The organism is Aeromicrobium sp. Leaf350, assembly GCF_916858655.1.
Classification (GTDB): Bacteria; Actinomycetota; Actinomycetes; order Propionibacteriales; family Nocardioidaceae; genus Aeromicrobium.
This window is the reverse complement of the sequence record NZ_CAKASL010000001.1, coordinates 1396007-1417336: the sequence shown is the minus strand read 5'-3', so window position 1 is coordinate 1417336 and position 21330 is coordinate 1396007. Positions and strand designations below refer to the sequence as shown.

Annotated in this window: 14 protein-coding genes; 13 read left to right on the top strand and 1 reads right to left on the bottom strand. The window is 68.6% G+C overall.

The genetic code is table 11. The features are described 5' to 3' along the window. Positions 1–53: 53 nt before the first annotated feature. The 13 genes from LO931_RS07080 to LO931_RS07010 all read left to right on the top strand — a co-directional run bounded on the left by LO931_RS07080 (position 54) and on the right by LO931_RS07010 (position 15618). A complete protein-coding gene (locus tag LO931_RS07080; RefSeq protein WP_229052580.1) occupies positions 54–887 on the top strand; it encodes a hypothetical protein in 834 nt (277 codons plus the stop codon). Next, positions 884–1129 carry a hypothetical protein gene (locus LO931_RS07075; RefSeq protein WP_229052579.1) on the top strand — a complete coding sequence of 82 codons (246 nt, stop codon included), beginning with the start codon at positions 884–886 and terminating at the stop codon, positions 1127–1129. Before LO931_RS07080 ends, LO931_RS07075 begins: the two co-directional genes overlap by 4 nt. Beyond that, positions 1129–1926, top strand: coding sequence for a hypothetical protein (locus LO931_RS07070; RefSeq protein WP_229052578.1), 798 nt, complete (start codon positions 1129–1131; stop codon positions 1924–1926). Before LO931_RS07075 ends, LO931_RS07070 begins: the two co-directional genes overlap by 1 nt. Further along, positions 1916–2209 carry a hypothetical protein gene (locus LO931_RS07065; RefSeq protein WP_229052577.1) on the top strand — a complete coding sequence of 98 codons (294 nt, stop codon included), beginning with the start codon at positions 1916–1918 and terminating at the stop codon, positions 2207–2209. Before LO931_RS07070 ends, LO931_RS07065 begins: the two co-directional genes overlap by 11 nt. A gap of 3 nt (positions 2210–2212) precedes the next feature. Beyond that, positions 2213–3049, top strand: a complete 837-nt coding sequence (locus tag LO931_RS07060) for a hypothetical protein (RefSeq protein WP_229052576.1) — start codon at positions 2213–2215, stop codon at positions 3047–3049. Positions 3050–3052: 3 nt separating this feature from the next. Beyond that, positions 3053–4552, top strand: a complete 1500-nt coding sequence (locus tag LO931_RS17575) for a type IV secretion system protein (protein ID WP_304523498.1) — start codon at positions 3053–3055, stop codon at positions 4550–4552. Positions 4553–4588: 36 nt separating this feature from the next. Next, complete coding sequence (locus LO931_RS07040) at positions 4589–6097, top strand: SCO6880 family protein (protein ID WP_229052573.1); 1509 nt, start codon at positions 4589–4591, stop codon at positions 6095–6097. After that, positions 6097–7599 (top strand): ATP-binding protein, encoded by a 1503-nt coding sequence (locus LO931_RS07035; protein ID WP_229052572.1) that lies wholly within the window; start codon positions 6097–6099, stop codon positions 7597–7599. Before LO931_RS07040 ends, LO931_RS07035 begins: the two co-directional genes overlap by 1 nt. Beyond that, entirely contained in the window at positions 7599–9134 is a 1536-nt protein-coding gene (locus LO931_RS07030; protein WP_370636078.1) for a peptidoglycan DD-metalloendopeptidase family protein, read from the top strand. The genes LO931_RS07035 and LO931_RS07030 overlap by 1 nt, the downstream gene beginning before the upstream one ends. 111 nt (positions 9135–9245) lie before the next feature. Further along, positions 9246–9656: a hypothetical protein gene (locus LO931_RS07025; protein WP_229052571.1), complete on the top strand. Its 411-nt coding sequence runs from the start codon at positions 9246–9248 to the stop codon at positions 9654–9656. After that, positions 9653–11089 carry a type IV secretory system conjugative DNA transfer family protein gene (locus LO931_RS07020; RefSeq protein WP_229052570.1) on the top strand — a complete coding sequence of 479 codons (1437 nt, stop codon included), beginning with the start codon at positions 9653–9655 and terminating at the stop codon, positions 11087–11089. The genes LO931_RS07025 and LO931_RS07020 overlap by 4 nt, the downstream gene beginning before the upstream one ends. Next, the gene (locus LO931_RS07015) at positions 11077–11730 is read left to right on the top strand and encodes a hypothetical protein (protein ID WP_229052569.1); all 654 of its coding nucleotides are present in this window, start codon (positions 11077–11079) and stop codon (positions 11728–11730) included. Before LO931_RS07020 ends, LO931_RS07015 begins: the two co-directional genes overlap by 13 nt. A 246-nt stretch (positions 11731–11976) precedes the next feature. Further along, a complete protein-coding gene (locus LO931_RS07010) occupies positions 11977–15618 on the top strand; it encodes a hypothetical protein (RefSeq protein WP_229052568.1) in 3642 nt (1213 codons plus the stop codon). A 17-nt stretch (positions 15619–15635) separates the two neighbouring features. Here LO931_RS07010 and mobF read toward each other — a convergent pair whose 3' ends face one another. Next, positions 15636–21323: a MobF family relaxase gene (mobF, locus tag LO931_RS07005; RefSeq protein WP_229052567.1), complete on the bottom strand. Its 5688-nt coding sequence runs from the start codon at positions 21321–21323 to the stop codon at positions 15636–15638. Positions 21324–21330: the final 7 nt, after the last annotated feature.

Sequence of the window (21330 nt, the reverse complement as noted above, 5' to 3'; positions counted from 1 at the left end):
GGTGACGTCCTCACGGTTCCTTCCTTGCTACCCGCAGCAAGGAAGGAACCGACATGAACATCGCCACCATCCTGGGAGTCGAATCGAATGCGACCCCGGCCCTTCGTGAAGCCCGCGATCGCTGGCACGACTGGATCCGATTGGAGCCTGGACTCGACATCGGTGTCGAGCTCTACGAGCTCGGCGCCTGGTCGTGGACTCGAGATCCCCGGACGGACGACGTGCTTCGAGCCCTCGCCCGACTCGGCTCCCCACGGGGTCACGATGAACCGACGGCCGCCACCATCCTCGCCTGGCTACTCATCCCCGGAGCAACGTCGATCGCGCGCCAATCCACGTCGCCGGCACCGGCGGACAAAGTCGACGGGCTTACCGCAAGTGCGCTCTGGGTCGCCTGTCGTGAAGTTCAGTGGGAGAAACCAGCCCCGATTGCGCCAAGCGTTCTGCGTGTCGTCCGCCGCAAGGTCCAGGCAGAGCTCGGCTTCGGCGAGGGATGTCGGCGTGCCGACCGTGCCTGGGCGGCCGCGATCCCGTGGGCCCCGCAGTGGACGGCGTGGGAGGTCGCGGTCGAGAAGACCCAGACGTCACCACTCGCCGCCGCAAATGAGCTCCTGGATTTGCTGGCCGACGCCACCGAGGCGGGCGTCATTACGCCAGCCGATACCGAGCTGCTGCTGGACATCGCTCTTGCGACCGATGAACTCGAATGCACCCACGGAGCGCCAGCACGTCGCGAAGCTTGCGGACTCGGCAGTCGAGCCGCAGCCACAGTCGTCGCAAATCGGCTCGGCGTCCACGAGGTCACCGTCCGCAGGCGGCTTCAACGCTGCCTCCGGCAGCTGACCAGTTTCGTTGCCAGCGCACCCGATGGGTTGGCCGCAGCGTGATCACCGAATCCGAGGCCGTGGCCCTGCGCTGCGAGGTGATGACAATGTCGAGCGATCACGACGAGATCGACGCGCTGTTCGATACGGCAGCGCAAGAGGGACCCGCCCTAGCTGACCTCGACGGCGCACTCAGCCGGCTCAAAGCGGCGCGCGCCGCGAAGGCTCAACTGTCCCGACTGGGTGCTCCGGCACTGCGCAGCGAGATCGTTCGCCGCAGCCGCGCGATGGGTGGCGGTCTCTGATGGCGTACTCCGTCGACGAGGTCCGCCGAGCCGCGGCCGCGCTCGAGGCGGGTGAGTACCGAACGGGCTTCCCCGGTCAGCGGACCCGCACCGCGGTGGCCGAGGCATGGGACCCCACCGAAGCCGTCCTGGTTGTCGCCGGCGCCGGAGCGCGGGTGGGCGCCACCGTCGCCGCCACGGCGATCGCCGAAGCCGCCGGCATCGAAGTGCGCCTAGTCGAGGCCGGACCGATGCACACCACCGGACTGGCTGACGCCACCACCGCTGAGCTCGGCGTACTCGAGACCGGCTGGCGCCAGGGCCACCGCGACCAGGTGCTCATCGAGCGCACGACCAACTCCTACGAACGTCCCCAGGACGTCCCCGCGCCGGCACCGACCGAGCGTGCGTTGACCGTCGTCGACGCCGGTTGGGACCTGACCCGCATCCTGTCGACGAGCTCGTGGATCTGCGACGCACTCACTTCGCACCCGCTGCTCTTGACCACGTCGGCCACGGCGCCCGGCATGCGCGCCCTGGACACCGCGCTCGGCGTGTGCGGCCGCGACGACGACGACGTACACGTGGTCGTCGTTGGACCCGACCGCAAGAAGTGGCCCAAGGCCGTCACCACCGCCGCGACCGGAGCAGTGACCCAACTGGTTCACAGCGGGCGGCTCCACACGATCCCGTACGACCGCCACCTCGCGATCTCCGGCCTCGATCGCGCCCCCCTACCCCCCGCAGTCCTGCGGGCGGCGAAGTCGGTTCTCACCGCTGTTACTCACCCTCCGGAAGGAAACTCTCATGTCCGTTAAGTCTCTCGGCAGCCAGCTCGTGACGCAGGTATGCCCCATCGCTCCGCCAGGTGCCCAGGTCCACGTCGACCAGGTGCAGGGCTACGTCATGTGGGGCGTCATCATCATGATGGGCGTCGCCGCGCTCGTCGGAATCGGCGCGGTCGTCGGCGGCCGCATGTTCGCGATGGCGCACGCCTCCAAGGTCGGCGTCATCTCCGTCGTGGTGGTCATGATCAGCGCGATCGCCCTGCTGATCGTTCCCGGCATGCTGCAGGCGATCCTCGGCGACGGCTGCGTGTGAACCATGTTCGCCAAGCGAAGCAAGAGTTACGCGTCGGCGGCGGTGATCGAGCCTTGGTCGCGTCAGAGACTGCGCACCCTCCTCGCCGGCGCCGTGGCGCTGGCTCTGCTCCTGGTGCTCGGCCTGGGATACGCCACGGTGCGCATCGTGGCCTCGGCGACCGAGCCCGACTCACCTGACGTCGCCGAGCTTGCCGAGGAGTTCCCGGCCGGACCCGATGGGGTCCGCGGGGAGGGCTACCGCGACGCCGTGGCGACGGCGCCGATGCTCGAGATCACCGAGGCCGACCTTCGCCCGGCCGCGCCCTCGCTCGAGCCGGCCAAGACGTTGACGATGCCCGGGGCCACCGGCACCGGCACCGCCGATGTGCCCACCGGCTACCCCCACACCCCGGAGGGGGCGGTGGCCCAGCTGACCTCGATCGTCACCGCGGCGCTTCCCACCATGGACACCGAAGCCGCGCGCTTCGTCTTCGAGAGCTGGTCCGACCCCAAGGCGGACTACCTCTCGTGGCCGATCGCTCAGTCGATCCAGGCGTTCCACGCCTCAGCCGGAACCACCAACGGCGACCCCACGATCGAGACCAGCGCCCTCCCGGTCGCCGGCCAGATCAAGGGCACCGACGGCGACGACTGGGTCCTGGCATGCGTCCTGTTCGACGTGCAGATCTCGCTGGCCAAGGAGACCCGTTTCGGGTTCGGCCACTGCGAACGGATGCAGTGGGACGGCACCCGGTGGGAGATCGCCGCCGGCCCCACACCGGCCGTGGCCCCGTCGACCTGGCCTGATTCTCAGCGCAGCCTCGACGCGGGCTGGCGCACCCTCGAGCAGAAGGACTGACCCATGCGCTCCGCACTCGTGCAACCTGCAGCCGGCCCCCTGGATTTCTTGGGACCCCTGAACCCATTCGGTATCGCCGGCGACGCCATCGGTGAGGTCGCCGCCAGCGCCTGGGTGGGGATCATGTGGGCCATCTTCGACTCCGGCCTGTGGATCCTGCGCCTGTGCCTGAGCGCGGTCGACTACTTCATGACCCCCGACCTCAGCGAGAACGGACCCGCCGCGGAGGTCTACAAGACCACCTTCTGGGTCGCGGCCACCCTGGTCACCCTCATGGCCGTCGCGCAGATCGGCGTGGCCGTGTTCCGCCGTGACGGCAAGAGCCTAGGCCGGGTCCTGCTCGGCGCCGGCCAGTTCATCGGCGTCTGGTTCTGCTGGATCGCGTACTCCGTGGCCATCGTCGCCGCTGCAGGAGGCCTGACCAAGGCTCTGATGAAGTCGATGCTGAACATCGACAACTGGTCGGAGTGGAATCCGCTCGGCTACGGCAACGCCGCCTCAGACTCGATGCAGGTCGCCCTCGCCACGGTCCTGGGTGTCATGGGGATCTTCCTCTGGGTCGCGGCGATCGGCCACTTCGTCATCATGCTCATGCGCGCGGTAGCCCTGCTGGTCCTCGGCGGCACGTCGGTCATCTCGGCGGCCGGCCTAGTCTCGGAGTCGGGCAAGTCCTGGTTCTGGAAGTCGGTGCGCTGGTTCCACGCCGCCGCCCTCACCCCGGTCCTGAGCGTGCTGATCCTCGGCATCGGTGTGCAGCTGACCGCCGGCGTCGGCCAGGGGTTCGCCGACTCGACCGAGAAGACCCTCGGCACGGCCCTGCCGGCCGTGGTCATCATCGTCATCTCGATCGGCTCCCCGGTCGTGCTGTTCCGGCTGCTGGCGTTCGTCGACCCCGGCACGAGCAGCGGCGCCTCCATGCGCGCCGGCCTGGACGCCGCCGGCGGTCTCGGTGGCCTGCTCGGCGGCCAGTCCGGTGGTGGGCAGAGCTCGGCGGCCTCGTCGTCGTCGGACTCGGGGCAGTCGCAGGGCGAGCAGTCGGGCAGCGACGCGACGTCAGCGCGGATGACCGGCGGCATCAGCAAGATGCTCGGCGCCTACGGGCAGGGCATCCAGGCGCTCACCTCAGCATCGGGCAAGCTCTCGTCGGTCGGCGCCGACGAGATGAACCAGACCGCGGTCGGCAGCGGCGACTACTTCCCCGACCAGCAGGGCGGGTCTCGCCAGTTCAACCCCGACCAGCGCCACACCGCCGACACCGACGGCGATGGCGAAAACTCCTCGCAGGGCGGCGGGGGCGGCGGTCAGCTGCCCGCACCGCCGGCACCGCCGAGCCCGCCCAGCTCGCAACCCCCCGGAGGCGGGGGAGCACCAGGCGGTGGCGGCGCACCCGGAGGCGGTGGTGGTGCCGGTGGTGGCGGTGCTGCAGGCGGTGGTGCCGCGGGCGGCGGTGCGGCAGGTGGCGGCGGAGCTGCGGCCGCCGGTGGCATCCCCCCGGTCGCCTGACCTCTCGACAACAACGACCAACGAAAGCAGGACACCATGAGCGCAACCGTCTACAACGACTACGGCCGAGCACGGGTCGGTTGGTTCTTCGGCCTCTCCGGGCTCCAGGTCGGCGCGGTGACCGCCGCGGCGTTCCCGGCCATCATCGCCCTCTCCCGCGGAGCGGTGCTCGAATCCCTCGCCCTGGCCTTCCTCGGCGCCCTGACGATCGCGCTGGTCGTCGTGCCCGTCAAGGGTCGGTCCGCGACAGGATGGCTGGTCTCACTGGCCGCGTTCACGCTCGGAACGATGGCGGGACGGACCCGGTTCCGCTCCCGCGCCGCGCGAGGCCAGGAGACGGCTCTGGCCGTTCCCGACCTGCCGGGGCCGCTCAGTGGTGTCGAGATCCACGAGGGTGCTCCGCGAGGTCCGCAACAGGCACGGTTGGCGATCATCCAGAACCATTCCACCCGCACGTGGGCGATGACGGCAGCGATCGTGCACCCCGGGATCGGCATGGCCGAGCCGTCGACCCGTCACCGGCACGGACTGGGCTTGGCCGAGCTGATCGAGATGAGCGCACGGACCGAGCTCATCGACGAGCTGCTGGTCACCATCCGCACGGTCCCCGACGACGGCGCCGAGCGCACCCAGTGGGTCAGCAAGCACCGCCGTGACGGTGGACCGCAACTGGCTCGCCGAATCAACGACGAGCTCCAGGAGGCACTCTCGAGCGGCACGGTGCGCACCGAGGCGTTCGTGACGTTCGTGGTCCCGGAGGGCCGCCTGGCCAAGGAAGCCCAGGAGGCCGGCGGCGGTCTGGCCGGGCGCGCCCAGAGCCTGTACATGCTCGCCGGCGAGGTCGAGGCACAGCTCAAGTCCTCGGTCGGAATGACCGAGGTGAGCTGGCTGACCTCGCCTGCGCTCGCGGCCGCGTGCCGGACCGGGTTCGCCCCAGGTGATCGCGCGAGCATCGTCAACGCACTCGATGCGGCCGCCCACGACACCCGGGTCGACGCCGACGTGCCGTGGGCCCTGGCGGGACCGTCGGGCGCCGACAGCGTCGTGCGGCACTACTCGCACGACGCCTGGAACTCGGTCTCCTCGACGCTGAAGCTGCCCGACAAGGGGATGCTGATGGGCGCGCTCGCACCGATCATCACCCCCACCGAACCGGGAGAACGGCGCAGCTTGGTGGTCTCGTTCCCGATCCTCGACCAGGCGCGCGCCGAGACCAAGGCCCGCAACAGCGAGTGGGGCGCCGACATCGCCGACGGTCTGCGCGAGAAGGGCAAGGTCAAACAGCGGGCGCGCGAGCGCGAGGACGCCGACAAGGTGCGCCGGCTCGACACCAAGCTCGCCCGCGGCAGCGCCCTGACCCAGCCATACGCCGTGGCCACGGTGACCGTGCCCAAGACGGTGCGCGCCGGCGAAGCTGGCCGTCGCCTGGATTCCTCGATCAGGCGTGCCGGGTTGTCGCCGCTCCGACTCGACCTGGCCCAAGACGTGGCCTTCGCGGCCTCGACGATCCCGCTCGGAGTGTCGCTGGCCAGGGGGACTAACTGATGGGCACCAAGGGACGTGACATCGGCCGACTCCTGTCGGACTTCGGTCACGAGCTGCCCGCCGCCGCGGTGGTCGAGGAGACAGTGAAGGAGCCTCGCCTGTTCCGCCCGGCCCCTCGCGCCGGGCGCTTCCAGCGCGACCGGGGCTGGTCGGCCAGCCGGGCTCCGGTGCTGCGGTGGCAGATGACGTCGGAGCAGACGCCGGCGTTGTGGCCGTGGATCTCCACACCCGGTCTGCCGCCCACCGGGGCGCAGATGGGCATCGACCAACTCTCCGGTGCGGCATTCTACGCCGACCCGATGGGTTGGGTGCTCGACGACTCGATCCCGGTCACCAACCCCAACATCATGAGCTTCGGCAAGCCCGGGCGCGGCAAGTCCGCCACGACCAAGGCGTTCTGCCTGCGGATGATGGATTTCGGGTACCGCACCCTGATCCTGGGTGATCCGAAGGACGAGTACGAGCCGCTGTGCCGGGCGTTCGGGGTCGAACCGTTCAGCATCGGCCCCGGCATGTCGACGCGGATCAACCCGCTGGCTCTCGGCCCGCTGGGGCAGGGATGGGACCAGCTGGACGCCACCGAGGCCAAGGAGCGCTCCGCCGTGGTGTTCTCGAGGTGGCTGACCCTCGTGCGAGGCCTGGTCGGATCGCAGAAGGTCGGCGCCCAGCACGTGCCGTTCGGCCCCTCTGACGAAGTGGTCATCAAGCGGGCGCTGGAGACCCTCACTGGCTACGACCGCGGCAGCGCCCGGCTGAAGGAAACGACGATCGCCGAGCTGTGGCACCTGCTCGACAGCCCGACCCCCGAGCTGATCGCCTCGACCCGGTACGAGTCCGAGCGGCACTTCCTCGACGAGACCCGCCTGCTGCGCGACGCGCTGGCCCAGCTGGTCACCGGCGCGCTCGCGGGTCTGTTCGACGGCCACACCAACATCGACATCGACTGGACGGCACCGATCCAGTCGCTCAGCCTGTCGCGCCTCGAGCCGTTGGGTGAGGAAGCGACCGGGATCGCGCTGACCTGCCTCAACTCCTGGGGGCGAGGGATGCGCGAGCTCGCGGCCCCCGGTGACATGCGCGTCGTGGTGCGCGACGAGTCCTGGAAGCAGCTGCGCCTCGGAGTGGAGGCCGTTAAGAGCTTCGATGCCGACCTGCGGTTGTCGCGCCGCGACGGCGATATCCAGTTCGCCGTCGCCCACAAGCCGTCGGACCTGTTGTCGGCCGGCAGCGCGGGCAGCCAGGCGCAGACGATCGCCAAGGACCTCCTGCACCTGGTCGACATCAAGATCCTCCACGGCCAGGACCAGGGCGTCGCCAACGAGCTCGAGCAGCTGCTCGGGCTCGGGCAGATCGCCCGCAACCTCGTCACGGGGTGGGGCATGCAGGGCAAGGGGCGGGCGCTCTGGGGCGTCGGCGATCAGCTGTACCAGGTGCAGACCGTCCTCCACCCGGCCGAGCACCAGCTGACGTTCACCAACGAGAACCTCGCCGGCGCAGCCTGATGAAGTCCGCAGGGTGGATCGGCATGGCCCTCGTGGCCGTGCTCGTCATGCCGCTGGTCGCCGTGGCACTGATCGCCGGCGGCGCGATCGCGCCAGCGGCGATCGCCTCGACGTCGTGCGGGGGACCGGTCGCGGTGACCGCCGGCGCCTGGCGCCCCCCGATGACCGGTACCCACCGCATCACCAGCACCTTCGGAATGCGACTGCACCCCACCCAGAACGTCCACAAGATGCACGCCGGCATCGACCTGGTGGCCACAGGCTCCAAGACGATCGTCGCGGCCGCCGGCGGCACGGTCACCGAGGCCGGCTGGCGCGGCGGCTACGGCAACCAGGTCCTCATCGACCACGGGGGCGGCATCCAGACCCGCTACGGACACTTGGCACGCACCCCGTCAGTCGCGGTCGGCCAGAGCGTGCAGGCCGGCACCCCGGTCGGGGTCGAAGGCGCCACCGGCGACGTCAGCGGCGCCCACCTGCACTTCGAGGTCCGACAGAACGGACAAGCGATCGACCCCAAGCCGTGGATGGCCGCCCAGGGGGTCGTCCTGGACGGACGCCAGCCCGTCGAGACCGTCGCAGCACCTCCACCAGCCGTCGACGACGCCAGCGCCGGGATCGGGTTCCCTCTGCCGGCGCCGGGCACACCGGTCAAGCATTCATCACACACCCCGGCCGCACCCATCCCCGAGAACATGCGCCAGCTCTACGTCGCTGCGACCGACAAGTACGTCATGCCCTGGACGGTCCTCGCGGCCGTGGGGATGATCGAGACCCGCCACGGCGCGCTGACGAGCGTCTCCAGCGCCGGCGCCCAGGGACCGATGCAGTTCATGCCGGCCACGTTCGCCAAGTATGGCGTCGACGGCGACGGCGACGGCCGCGCGGACATCACCAACACCGCCGACAGCATCTACTCGGCTGCGAACTACCTGACCGCCAGCGGCGTCTCCAAGGGAGAGCAGGGCGTGCGGGACGCGATCTTCGCCTACAACCACGCCGACTGGTACGTCAACGACGTCCTGACCTACGCGCACGCCTACGGAGGCGGCACCGTCATGGGCAGTGTCGAGAACTGCGGTGACGGCAGCGGCAACGGCGACCCCAGCCTGTCGCCACTAGCAGGCCCACGAGCGGCCATCGTGCTCACCTGGGCCAACGCCCAGGCCGGAAAGCCCTACATCTTCGGCGGCACCGGACCTGCCGGGTTCGACTGCTCGGGCCTGGTCCAGATGGCCTTCAAGCAGATTGGCATCAACATGCCCCGCACCGCCGGCACGCAGCGCGACTGGCTCGCGCAGGGCAACGGGTTCCGTGTCGAGCCTGGCCAGGAGCGCCCCGGGGACCTGATCTTCTGGGACTCCTACCTGGGGCCCAACCAGGTCGGCCACGTCGTGATCGTCAACGACCCCGCCACCCAGACCACGATCGACGCCCGCAGCACCAAGACGGGCGTCGGGAACTTCCCCTACAGCTCGACGGGCAAGAACATCTACGAGATCTGGCGCGTCGGAAACGTCGACGCCCCCGCCTAATGAGCAGTCGGTGGAGTGATCACCGAGAGCGGGTTTTGGGCCTTGTGGAGTATGGCGAACCTGCAGCAGGACAGGCGGTCCAACCCCTACCCGTGGTCGTGGGAGATCCCCGTGGGGGTCGTGATCGTGGTCAGCTTCGTGCTGATCGTCACCGTGCACGTGGCCAGGGCGGTGGCGAACTGGTTCTCCGGGGCTCCGTGGGCGTTCCCGGAGTCGCGGGCGATCTTCACCAGCCTGCCGGCGATCCTGACCGGTGACCCGACCGCTGGCCTGGCCGAGATTCCGGCCAACCACGCCTCCGGCAACTCGGTCATCATCTGGGTCATCCTCCTCGAGCTCGTCGTCCTCGTGGCCACGACATGGGCTGCGGTGCTGACGTTGCGCCGCTTCGGGTCGGGGCGCATCAAGGGCATGGCCACGCCGGTCGAGGTCGACCAGGTCCTCGGCCTGACCCGCCTACGCAAGCACGCCCACATCGTGCGACCCGATCTGCACACCGCACCCGGAAGGGTCCGGCGATGAAGACGTTCGACCCGACACAGGTCGGCTGGAAGCTCGGCAAGGCCCACGAGCCACGCACGGGCAAGGAGCTGTGGGTGCCGTGGGACCGCACCACCGGAGTCATCGGCCCTCAGGGTTCGGGCAAGACGCTCGACGTGCTCGTGCCGGCGTTGCTCGGCGCGCCCGGCGCCGCCCTGGTGACGCTGACCAAGGTCGAGGACCTGCTGCTGACGATCGACGCCCGCTCGGTCGACGACCGGCCGTGCGTGGTGCTGGATCCGTTCGGTCTCGCGCCCGGTCTGCCGGAGTTCGTCTTCGACCCGGTCGCCGGGTGCGTCGACCCGATGCTCGCCGAACGGCGAGCGAAGGCGTTCACCGCCGGCACCGTCAAGGGCTCCTCGCACACCGACGACGCGGCACGGTTCTACGCCGCCGAGGCGTCCAAGGTCATCCAGGCGTTCTTCCACGCCGCCGCTCTCAGCGGCCGCGGCCTCGACGACGTCCTGGAGTGGGTCGCCAACCCCCGCGCCGCGACCGAACCCGAAGAAATCCTGCGCGATCACCCCCACGCCGCACCGTTCTGGCACGGGCTCCTGCTAGGGGCACTGCGTGGTGACGACCGGACCGCCGGCAACACCGCCACGACCATCCAGCAGGCGATGTCGCTGTTCTTCCAGGGCGACATCCGGCGACGGTGCGTCCCCGGACGGGGGAGACGTGCCACCGACGTCCTCGACATCATCGCCCGCGGCGGCACGATCTACCTCCTCGGCCGAGAAGACCCCTACGCGTCGGCGTCACCGTTAATGACGGCCGTGGCCGAACACGTCTTGGACACCGCCCTCGAGCTCGCCAACAAGTCACCTCACGGGCGGTTGTGCCCGCCGATGGCGGCGGTGCTCGATGAGCTCCCCTCGACCGCACCGCTACCGACCCTGCGCACCCGCATGGCCAACGAGCGCGCGCTCGGCCTGTCCTTCATCTACGCCGCCCAGACGTGGCGACAGCTGGCGGCAATCTTCGGCGAGCAGGAAGCCCGAGCCCTCTTCGGCCTGACAAACGTCCTAGCCCTGTTCGGTGGCTCCAAGGACGTCTCCTTCAACCAGGAGGTCTCCGACATGCTCGGCCCCGTCCGGGTGACCCGGTTCAACTGGCAGAGCGGGGCAATGGCCGGCCGCTCGAGCAGCAGCGACGAAATCCCCATTCTGACCGGCGCCGAGATCCGCCAGCTCGAGCAACGCCAGGCGCTGATCATCGCCGAGAACGGCCGACCCGTGCTGGCCAAGCTGCAGCGCTGCATCGACGGCGCCCCGGGCCGGGAGCTCCTGCGGGCACAGGAAGAAGCACGAACTCGTGTCGAGTCCGCTCGTCACCACCGGATCGACCCCGCCGCGCGCGCCACGGCGGCGCTTGTGGAGTCGCAGCGTCGAGGACTCGGCGGGTGGCCCACATGAGCACAGAACGCGAGGTTCCGGCAGTCGAAGACGGTCGCTTGGTCTGGCCGTTCCCGAAGCCTCCTCCGCGGGTACGGCTTGCCTATCGTGAGCTGTCCGTCGCCGCCAATGGCCGACCAGAAGAAATCGCCGCGCTGGGGAACGTCAGAGATCTCCCGCGTCCGTGGCTGCCTGCGACATGCGCCGACCCCGTCCTGCGCATCGACCTTTGGAAGTGGCTGGACCGCGTCGCGGCGTGGATCAACCATGAGTACGTCTTCGACCCGACCGGGATCATCCCAGCGTGCTGGCCTCGCCACCCTCACCTGATTCACGAGCTCGCAGTGTTGGCCGACCAGCGACACCGGGTCCATGAAGCGCTCAGCAGCGATCTCATCGAGGAGTGGCACCGGTATACATTTCCAGCGTTTCTCGAGCGAATGCGCGCAAGAATGCAGTCCCATTGCGAGCGCCAGCACACCCCATGGCCCTCGCGAAGTCGCTACTTGAACCACGTCTCGGACGTTGAGCTGCGCAAGCGCACCGAGGCCTACGCGGGCGACGTTCGAACCTCGCGCGTCGAGGCGGATGAAACAGCGTCAGCACCGAGCGCTCCGCGTCTCAGCGTGGTTGACCCAGAAACAGGTGAACTTTTGGACTGAGAGTATTGGATCGCAAGGTTCGACCGGCTGGCTGCAGTTTGACTGTCTTGTAGCGCTGCGAAGCTCCTGATGGCGCGTCCACTGTCCTCGGCCAAGCATTCCTCGCCGTGGTCTGTCCGGTAGTCCGCCGCTTCACGAACTTGTCGGGACCATCTGTAAGGGTGTTAACGCTGACTTGGAGCATCTCGGTCTCGACCTACTACCGCCAACGACCTAATGGAGGTCGCCATCGTGATAGACGCAGGAGTGTCAGTCGCGCTCGGCTTCCTCGCGGAACTCACGGGAGGGGCGGCTGCCACAAAGTTCAAAGCGCTCCTAGAAAGCAAGTCACAACGGCGACGTATTGCTCGCCGGACATCGAAACTCGCTAGGGCTCGAAGCATCGACATCGATCCGCGCATCATCCGTGCCTGGTTGGCCGATGCCGGCGTACAGAGATACCTGATGAGCGGAGAGTCGCAGGCGCTCGTCGATGGCGTGCGACTTCTCGCGCAGGAGTTGACCGGTTCTGATGATTCGCGGGTCCAGGACGCGGTCACCGTGCTCGAGATCGCATGCGAACAATTCCTTCTCGCAATCAGCCCTCAGCAGGCAACGGCCGCCGCCGCTTCGCGAACGCAGCAGCTCGTGACCGCAACGTCTCAGGGGACGAACGAGAGGATCGAAGCCGGGTTCGAGCGGATGATGGAGCAGCTGGGTCCGTCCCAAGTTTTCGGGGAAGATCTGGTACGTCTGCAGCAATGGCGGGCTGAGGAGGCCACCGTCCTGGTCGGCGAGTGGCCACAGGTGCAGTCGCTGGTTCATCACCTCGTCCTCTCGCACGATCGAGGTGGAACGCTCGATGCATGGCGCACGCAAGCCCCGACAGAACTTCAGAAGGCGCCTGGCGTGGGCTGGTGTTGGCTCGGCCTGGTCGCCAGTAATTACGGCCGCACCGAGACCGCCGTGTTCTTCATCCGGCGGGGTGTCGACCTCGGAGTGGCGGAAACTGACTACTGGTTAGCACGCGCGGCCTTGATGATCGACGACACGCACGCGCGGCCAGCCGAAGCCGAAGAGCTGCTCGGTGGGGTCTCGTCGACACACCCTCTGGGTGAAGCAATCCGAGCTCTGAGGTCAGGTCGTTGGTCCGACGCGGAGAGCCTTCTTTCAGACTGGGATGCGAAGTCTCGCAACGATGCGGCCTTGCGGTCGACACTTAGAGCGCATGCCGCTCAAGGCCAGGGAGCGCACGGTCTAGCCATCTCGTTGCTTCAAGAAATCTGCGCCGAACTACCCGAGGCGAGCGGAAACAAGTTGCTCCTGGCGGAGTTGCTCTTGTCGCGCGGCTATCGCGGACGAACAGTTAGCCGTCAGGCGGACTTTGCCCGTGCCCTCGAGCTAGCGCTGCAGGCACGCGACACTCGGCGGCAGTGGGGTGGCGATAGCAGCGAGGCCGTCGTTGTCGCGATCAAGTCTTCGGTGCTCTCGGGGGACATGAACCGGACATGGGAGCTGACACAATCTGGCGACGCTGGCGAAGCAACACAGGCGGAGGCCAGTGATCTGCGTGTCCGTCAAGAGGCGGCTGTTCTAGCAGCCATGACGGGCCGAGTCACGGAAGCGACCGGGTTGCTCGCTGACATCGCCGACCCCTTCATGAAGGAGTTTGTGGCCGGGCATCTCGCGGCCCACTCCGAGAGTGCGGCTGAAGCGGAGTCTCACTGGCTGTCCGCATGGGATCTCGCTGAAGACACTCGCGCGCAACTGCAAGTTGCCCGCTCCCTTGCTCCGCTGGGCTTAACGCTGCCGAACATTGATGTGCTCGGGGTCGAGTTCGAAGAGCAGGTGGTTGAGATCCGGGCGATTCACGACGCAATGGCCACGACGCCTGGGCAGCGATTGACGAAGCTGCGGGCAAATGCGCACAAGTTCGAACAGATCGCCGTGCTACTCGCGCAGGAGCTCTCGTCGCTGGGAACGTACGCGGACGCCGCGAATGTATTGGAGGAAGCCGCGGCGCGCTGGGATCACGCTCTTCTCATGAAAATGAGCGCGGATCGGTACGCCTATGCGGGTGACTATGACGCCGCGGTGGACGCGTGCCGACGGGCTTACACCATGGCGGGTTCCGAGTGGTCCGGCGAGTTCGAGTGCCGCGCGATCGAATTTCGTGCCCTCGACGCACTCGGGCGCGACAACGAACGGCTCGACGTTGCGCGCCGCATGACGGCGCTGGCTCCCGACAACGACGATGCACGGTGGGCCTTGGTTAACTGCTTGGGTCTGCGCGGCGAACCCGCCGCCGCCTTCGACGCTCTGAATCGAAATGGGCGCCCCATCCGGCCTCGAACTGCTGACGAGGCGAAGAACTGGATCCGGCTGCTCTCTGAAGCTGACCTCAGCCCGCACTTCCTACCTCGCGCGCTTGACGAGCTCAATAGATGGCGCGACGACGAGGAAGTCGCGGGCGTGTTCCTGACCGTTCTGATGTTTGGTCGGTCGAGCGCGGCCCTGGACGAGGACAGCGGTCAGGACGAGAACAGCAGTCATGTGGCGCGTCTGCGCGAACTGACTCAGGAGTACGTTGGACGGTTCCCGGACAGCCCGGTGCTACGCGAAGTGTCGATCGATCCTGAGAACCCGTTGCGTGGCATCGAGGAGTTGATGCAGGGCCCACCGGACCCGATGCTCGAGGACCTTCACGAGAAGATCACGACAGCCCAGCTTCCCGTTGGACTGGCGTCCGAAGTCTCCGGAAAGTCCTACGCCGAGATCGTCATCAATCGAGCATCAGGACTCGTCTTCAGCAATCCGGCTGGCACGACTCGCGACACCGCCGAGGAGCGGCTCGCTGAGGTGGGAGCCGGTCCCGTCGTGCTCGACACCACGGCAGCCGTATCGCTATGCGCGATGCCGGCCGGCACGCGCGACACGCTTCTGGCGGGTTTTGCCAGGATTGAGACCACGGCTGCCGCATTTCGCGATGCTCGCCTGGCCCAGCGTTCGCTGGCGTCACGGTCGACAGCTGGCGTGACCTGGGATGTGGGACAGGAGCATCCGCGGGTTTACGAACTTCCTATCGAGGTCGCGGAGGCTCGGGCGACACGGGCGACCGATCTCGTCGAACTGTTGACGCGCACTCAACGTCGCGAGTGGCGCGTGGCGAACTTCGAGGACCTCGATATGGACGGAGCGTGGCTGAGCGCAGTCGACTACGCCATCAGCCACGAGCTTGCCTTCTGGTGCGACGACTTGGTCCTCGCCAGCATCGCCCGTCAGAAGGGTTGTCTGGCCTTCTCGACGGTCGATCTCGTTGTTGCTTCCCAGGAGGCAGGCGTTCTCGATTCTGACGAATCCCTTGCGGCGAAGTCGTGCCTTGTCAGTGACTTCCACGTCGCGCTCGAGTTCGAGCCAGACGTGTTCGACCTCGCCGCATCGATGGACGACTGGAATCCGGGAGGCGCCGCGAACGCTTTGACTCTTCCCGACACTTGGATGGCTAAAGAGCCCGTACTTGAGTTCTTCCACCGCGGCACTGAAAAGAACGCGGAGCGCTCCGAGTCGGCGCTCGCGGGCTGGATCTCGGCTGCCGGCGTCGGCTTCGGTCGTCTTGAGACCACGCCGGAAGGCAGAGGCCGCAACCTTGCCCGTCTAGTCGGCACGGTCATCGCGAGACCGTGGATGACTCCTGAACTACTCCCGCTAGTTATTCGGGCGATCCGCGTGTCCGCGACGCACCTCAAGGCCGTAGATCCGTTGCAGGACGTTCTGAAGTTCATGCACGAACTTGTGGCCAACGAGTTCAATGACTCGGCCGGCGCCTACCTGCTGCTTCACTGGGCTCGGTACCTCGACAAGCCCGACAAACACGAAGCGACGATGATCGCTGCCCGAGGTCGTCGCTAACTAAACTCCGGTGCGGCTCATCGGCGCGGTACTCGACCGGGCCGCTGGCGCGGACCGCGAATATCCTCCGCACGGAGGGCGGGCGCCGTGCGCGGAACCGCTGGGCTTGTGATCGGCGAGCTATCGAGATGCTCGGCGAGGCGGTACCGAAGGTCGCGTGAGGGGTCCGGGCCGAGCGGCCGAGCTGTGACTGCCAGTCGTGCGACCTTCTCGACGTCGATGCCCCGCTCGTGGAGCTGCTGCAGCATGGTCGCGGTTGCCGGCCAGTCTTTGCCGGTGGTCAGTCGGCCGTCGAGGGAGCGACCGAGCGCGGCCCAACGGTCGGCCGGGCGTGCCTTCTGATGGCCCTCAAGCCGCTGACGAACATGAGGGATGTTGCCGAGCTTCTCGGTGCAGTAATGCTGCTGGTCCCCGTTGAAAGCGCGCGCCGCGGAGGCGACGTCGGTGCGCAACTGGTCAGCGTCCAGCGCTCCAGCTGAAGCGGTGGTGGCGATGAGCCCTTCCCATTGCTCGGGTGCCATGACGGCGATGACCTCGGCTGCCTGGGTGCTCCGTTGTCTCGGGTCGGACAGGTTGATGAGGCGTTCGTCGACCAAAAGTGCGGCGAGGTCGCGGTGCTGCTGCAGAAGCGCCACCAGCTGGGCCGGACCACGCTGCTCGAGCAGACTGGCCGGATCGGCTCCGACCGGCATGGGCACGACCCGTGGCGTGACCAGGTGCGGGGCGAGCAGCCACAGGTCGCGCTCGGCGGCGATCCGCCCGGCAAGGTCGCCGTCGGTGGCCACCAACGGGGTGGCGTGCAGGCCGGCGAGCTGGGCGGCCTGCTCCTCGGTCGTCGACGTGCCGAGCGGCGCGACTCCGACGAACGCGCCACCGGAGGCGATCGTGACGGCGATCGCGTCGAAGGGTCCCTCGACGAGCACCGGCGCCGCTCCGTGGGCCACGTGATCGTCGGCGATTCCATAGAGCTGGGCACCCTTGTGGAACACCACGGTGTCGGGGGAGTTGAGGTACTTCGGTCCGGCGAGGTCGTCGGTGGCGTCGGGGTTGCGTCGGCCGACGAACCCGATGACCCGTCCGTCGGTGATGACGGGTAGGACGGCGCGGTCGCGGAGTCGGTCGATCACGCGCCCGTTGGAGGCTTCCTTGGCGACGCCGGCGGCGAGCATCTCACTGGCGGTGAAGCCGCGGCCGCGCAGGTGGTCGACCAGGTTGGTCCAGCCGGCCGGGGCGTAGCCGGGGCGGAATCGCTCGTCGCCGGCCAGGTCGACACCGAGTCGTTCGTGCACGTGCAGCTGAGCCCACGAGCCGGAGAACTGGCTCTCGAAGTAGTCCGCGGCGGCGGCGTTGACGGCGTTGATGCGCTGGACCGGGACGGGGGAGGCCTGCAGCTCCCACGCCCGGTCGATCATCCGGTCCAGACCCGACCCAGTCGCTCCGGCCGGCTCCAGGAGCTCGCGGTCGTGCGCCGCAGCGTCCAGCTCGTCGACGTCGACGTCGACCTCGAGCTCGTAGTCGTGGTCGTGGTCGTGGTCGTGGTCGAACTCGAGCGGGTCCAGCTCATGGAGGTCCTCGGGCGGCAGGTTCTCCTCGGGGACGTCGTAGTCGTGCTCCGGCGGCGGGTCCGTTACGAGGGCGATGCGCCAGATCATCGCCTGGGCCAGGTCGAGGTCCTCGACGTCGCTGGTCTTGGCGAAGTCGAGCAGCTGCTCGACCGGCCACCCACGCTCGTGCGCCTGGTCGACCGTGGCCACCAGCGTCGGCCACCACGGCGACGACGTCACGTTGGACGCCTCTTCGACGCCGAGGTGCTCGTGCAGGAGATCGGCCCAGTCGGGAGCCACCCGGCCGTCGCCGGAGTTCTGCTCGGCCGCGACCGCCGGCGACAAGTGCCGGGCGATGCGCCACCACAGCGCTGCGGCCACGTGCTCGTCGGGCAACGGACCTTCCGCGGCCACGCAGCCCAGCAGGTCGGCGGCGTTGACGCCGGACCGGTTGATCGCGGCCAGGCGCTCAGCGAGCAGGGGAGTGAAGGAGTCCGAACGCGGGTGCAGGGCATGGATCGCCGGGCCCCACTCGTCCATCGCCGGACGGCGACCTGCGTCCAAGCGCGTGTCGAGCTCGCGCTGATAGAGGACCGCTGACTTCTGCATCTGACGCGGGCCGGTCGGACGCCGGTCGGCCTCGTCGACGCCGGTGGCGGCCCGCCAGACAGCGATGTCGCCGGCGATCGCCGTGGTGGGCGAGAGGCGGGCGTGACGCGCCCAGGCCGGGGAGTCCGCCTCGGTGGTGGCAGCGTGCACCTCGACCGCGACCTTCTGGATCTCATCGGCGAGTGATCCGAGGTACGTGCCCCAAGAGGTGTCCTCCGCGAGCCGAGCAGGGACGGCCGGCAGCCACGGCAGCGGCCCCGGCTCGGCGCCGCGCCGGCCCGTGGAGTCGAGGCGCCAGTCCAGCACCGCAGCGCGGTCGTCGGCCGACTCGATGTCACGCGCCGCGACGGCGTCGGCGAGCTTGCCGATCGCGTCGGCGCCCTGCGCCTGGAGCAGCACCAGGTGGGAGCGCAACGATGGCCAGGCCGGCTCGTCGACCAGGCCGGGAACGAGGACCTCGGCCTGGGTTTCAATGCCAGCGACGACGTCGTCACCGAGGAGGTCTGCGGCGGCGACGTAGATGGCGTCGGCGTACTTCGCGGTGACCCTCTGCAGGCGAGCTTCCGGGGCGTTGGCTTGCGCGAGGAGTGTGGTGGCCGAGAGGGGGGACTCATCGCGGGCCAGGACCTGAGTCAGGACGTCGCCGGCCGTGGGCGGACGGAGGGCCTCGGGACGGATCAGTCCGTGCGCGTCGCCGTCGCTGGCGACCACGACGTAGGCATGGTTCTCGTGGCGGCCGCGGCTCATCATTGTGTAGAGCTGCTGGCGGGTCTGGTCACCGGTCACGAGCCCATGCATCGTGTCGGCCGAGATGCCCTGGGCAGTGTGAACGGTGGAGGCGTAGCCCAGTTCGGTGTGCTCGGCGACGTAGTTCGCCGGGAGCAGCACCCGCAGACCGGTCTCCACGTGCCGCACCGACAGTGCCGTGCCGCGCACTTCATCGACGCGCCACCGGTCGCCGTTCTTGACCCAGTCGGTGGCCGAGATCCGCAGTCGGCGGTCGTTGTTGCGGGTCAGCACGACGTCACCGACCGAAGCACTGTTGCCGTCGGCCAGCCGCAGCTCACGGTCGGGGACCGCGCCGGTGTCGCCCAGGCGCGCCGCGCGTGCCCGGGCGTTGAGCTCGGCGACCAGGTCCCGGGTGGGTGCCAGCATGACCGCGTCCTTGCCGTCAGCGCGGTCGCTGCGCCAGGCGGTGAAGATCTCGTCGGTCAGCGTGGCGACGTCGCCGACGTGGACGCGCTTGGTGTCGAAGTAGTAGCCGAAGGCCTCGGGAAGTCCCTCGCGCAGCGCCAGGGTCGCCGCGCCCTCGGCCGGGTCGGAGAAGCGCATCAGCTCGGCGAGCCTGAGCGCGCCGTGGCGGTCGCCGATGTCGCGCAGGACGCCGCCGGCACCGATCGCGGCCAGCTGCTGGTCATCACCGATCAGGCGCACCGAGGCGCCGCGCTCGAGCACCGCGGTGATCGCGGTGTCCAGGCTCAGGGTGTCGGCCATGCCGGCTTCGTCGATCACCACGAGCGTTCCGGCGCCGATCTGGTCGACCAGGGCGCCTCCCGTGCCGCGCTGCAGGGAGTCGACGAGCTTGGCGAGGGTGTCGGTCGTGGTGCCGGTCTGTTCGCGCAGCGCTGCGGCCGCAGCCGCCGACGGGGCTAGGCCGATGACGTTGCCGCCGGGGCCCTCCCAAGCACGGGTCAGAACCCGCATCGCGGTGGTCTTGCCGGTACCGGCTGCCGCGATCCCCAGCTGGACGCGGGCGCCACTGGTGGCCATGCCCCGGACCATCGCGGCCTGGCCGGAGTTGAGCTCGACGCCGGTGGCGGCGCTTTCCAGGAGCGCGAGGTCGACGTCGACCGGAGCCACGCGGTGCCGGTCGCGGACCCCTGCGGCCTCGACGATGCGCTGCTCAGCGGCCAGGATGCGCGGCGAGGTGTACAGCTCGGCACCGACGACGGTGTACACGCTGGCGCCGTCACGTCGCTGCAGCTGCTCCGGTTCCGTGACCGACTCGTCGACGACACCCAAGGGCTGGCAGATGGCGATCGCCTGGTCGACCACGAGGTTCACCAGGTGCTGGACCTGGTCGGCCCGCACGTCGGAACGGCGTACATGACGCTGCGCCTCAGAAAGGAGGTTCCAGCGGTTCCAGGTGCTCCGCCGGTCCTGCACACCCTCGACGACGCGACCGGCGACGCGTTCGATCCGCGCCGCGTCGACGCGGCGATCGGCGGCGGCCTGCGCCGACAACGGCGCGGGGCGAAGCGCCGTGGTGACCATCTGCTCCAGGCCCCTAACACCGAGAACACCGGCCGCCTGTTCGGCCCACTGGGCACGCTGCTCGGGCATCGAGCGCGGTTCGTGCTTGGCGTCGCGCGTCTCGAGCGTGGCCTGCTGGGCGAGCTGTACGGCTTCGACCGCGGTCGGTGGGCGGCCGTGGTCGGCGTGGAACTTCGCGACCAGGACGTCACGACGTTCCTCGATGCTCTGGCGCCTGGTCGACCAGCGCTCGTTCAACCGTGCGTCGACCCCGACGATCTCGCGCACCGGTCGCTTGCGTCGGTCGATGTTCTCTCGATCTTCGAAACGCACACCGAGCGAGGACTCAAGGTGACGCTCGAGGGCGGTGTTGTAGGTCTCCGACGCGGCGACAGTGGCCTGGAACATCAGCCGTCCATCGATGGCCAACCACTTGCCGTCCTTGGCGGTCTGGACCTTGTTCGCGATCGCGACATGTGTGTGGAGGTCGGGATCGCCGGCACGCGAGTCGCGGTGGGTGAACGCCGTGGCGACCAGGCCACGGACGTCGACCTGCTCCACACCGTTGGTGCCGGTGCGTGTGTACAGGGCCTCTCGCTCGATGAAAGCCAGCGCGTCCTTGACGGCGGCGTTGTGAGCTCGTTCGATCGCTGCCGACGTCGACGGGTCAGCGATGGCCCACAGGGCTGAGACGGACTTGACCGGCGAGAAGGTCAGGTCGTACCCAGCCACCGCGGTGGTCTTGGGCCGGGAGTACAGCGCGACGGCGGAGGCGAGCTCGCGGGCGTCGACCGGCTCACGGCCGTGCTCGCGCACGAAGTACTCGCGCGCCACCTCGGTGCGCATCCGTGCCCGCTCCTCTAGCGACACCACGGCCTCACGCGGCCGCCCTTCGGCGACGTTGAGGTCCTCCAGGCGGCGGGCGACCTCGATCCGGTACGGCGGGACGTCCGCCTCGTAGACCTTGAACGGCGTGCCCAGCTGGCGGGCCCGCCTGATGGCGGCGGTCGATGCCGAGTCGGTCAGCTGGGCGATCCGGGAGTCGGCCAGCGGGTGGAACCCGTAGCCGAATAGCGCCTTCATCTGCTCGGCCGTGACGGGGTCGCCCGCGTCCAGGCCGTCGATGCCGGCCATCCCCGAGCCCATCCACTGGCCCGGGGTCTCGCCGTGGTCGGTGTAGTACGTCGCCAGCGACGTGTGGCCCTTCTCGGTCGCATCCATCGCAGCGACTTGGCGTGTCAGGTAGTCGTACCCCGACCCCGCCGTCAGCTTGTGAATCGACATGGTCATGACCCGCATGGCCGTG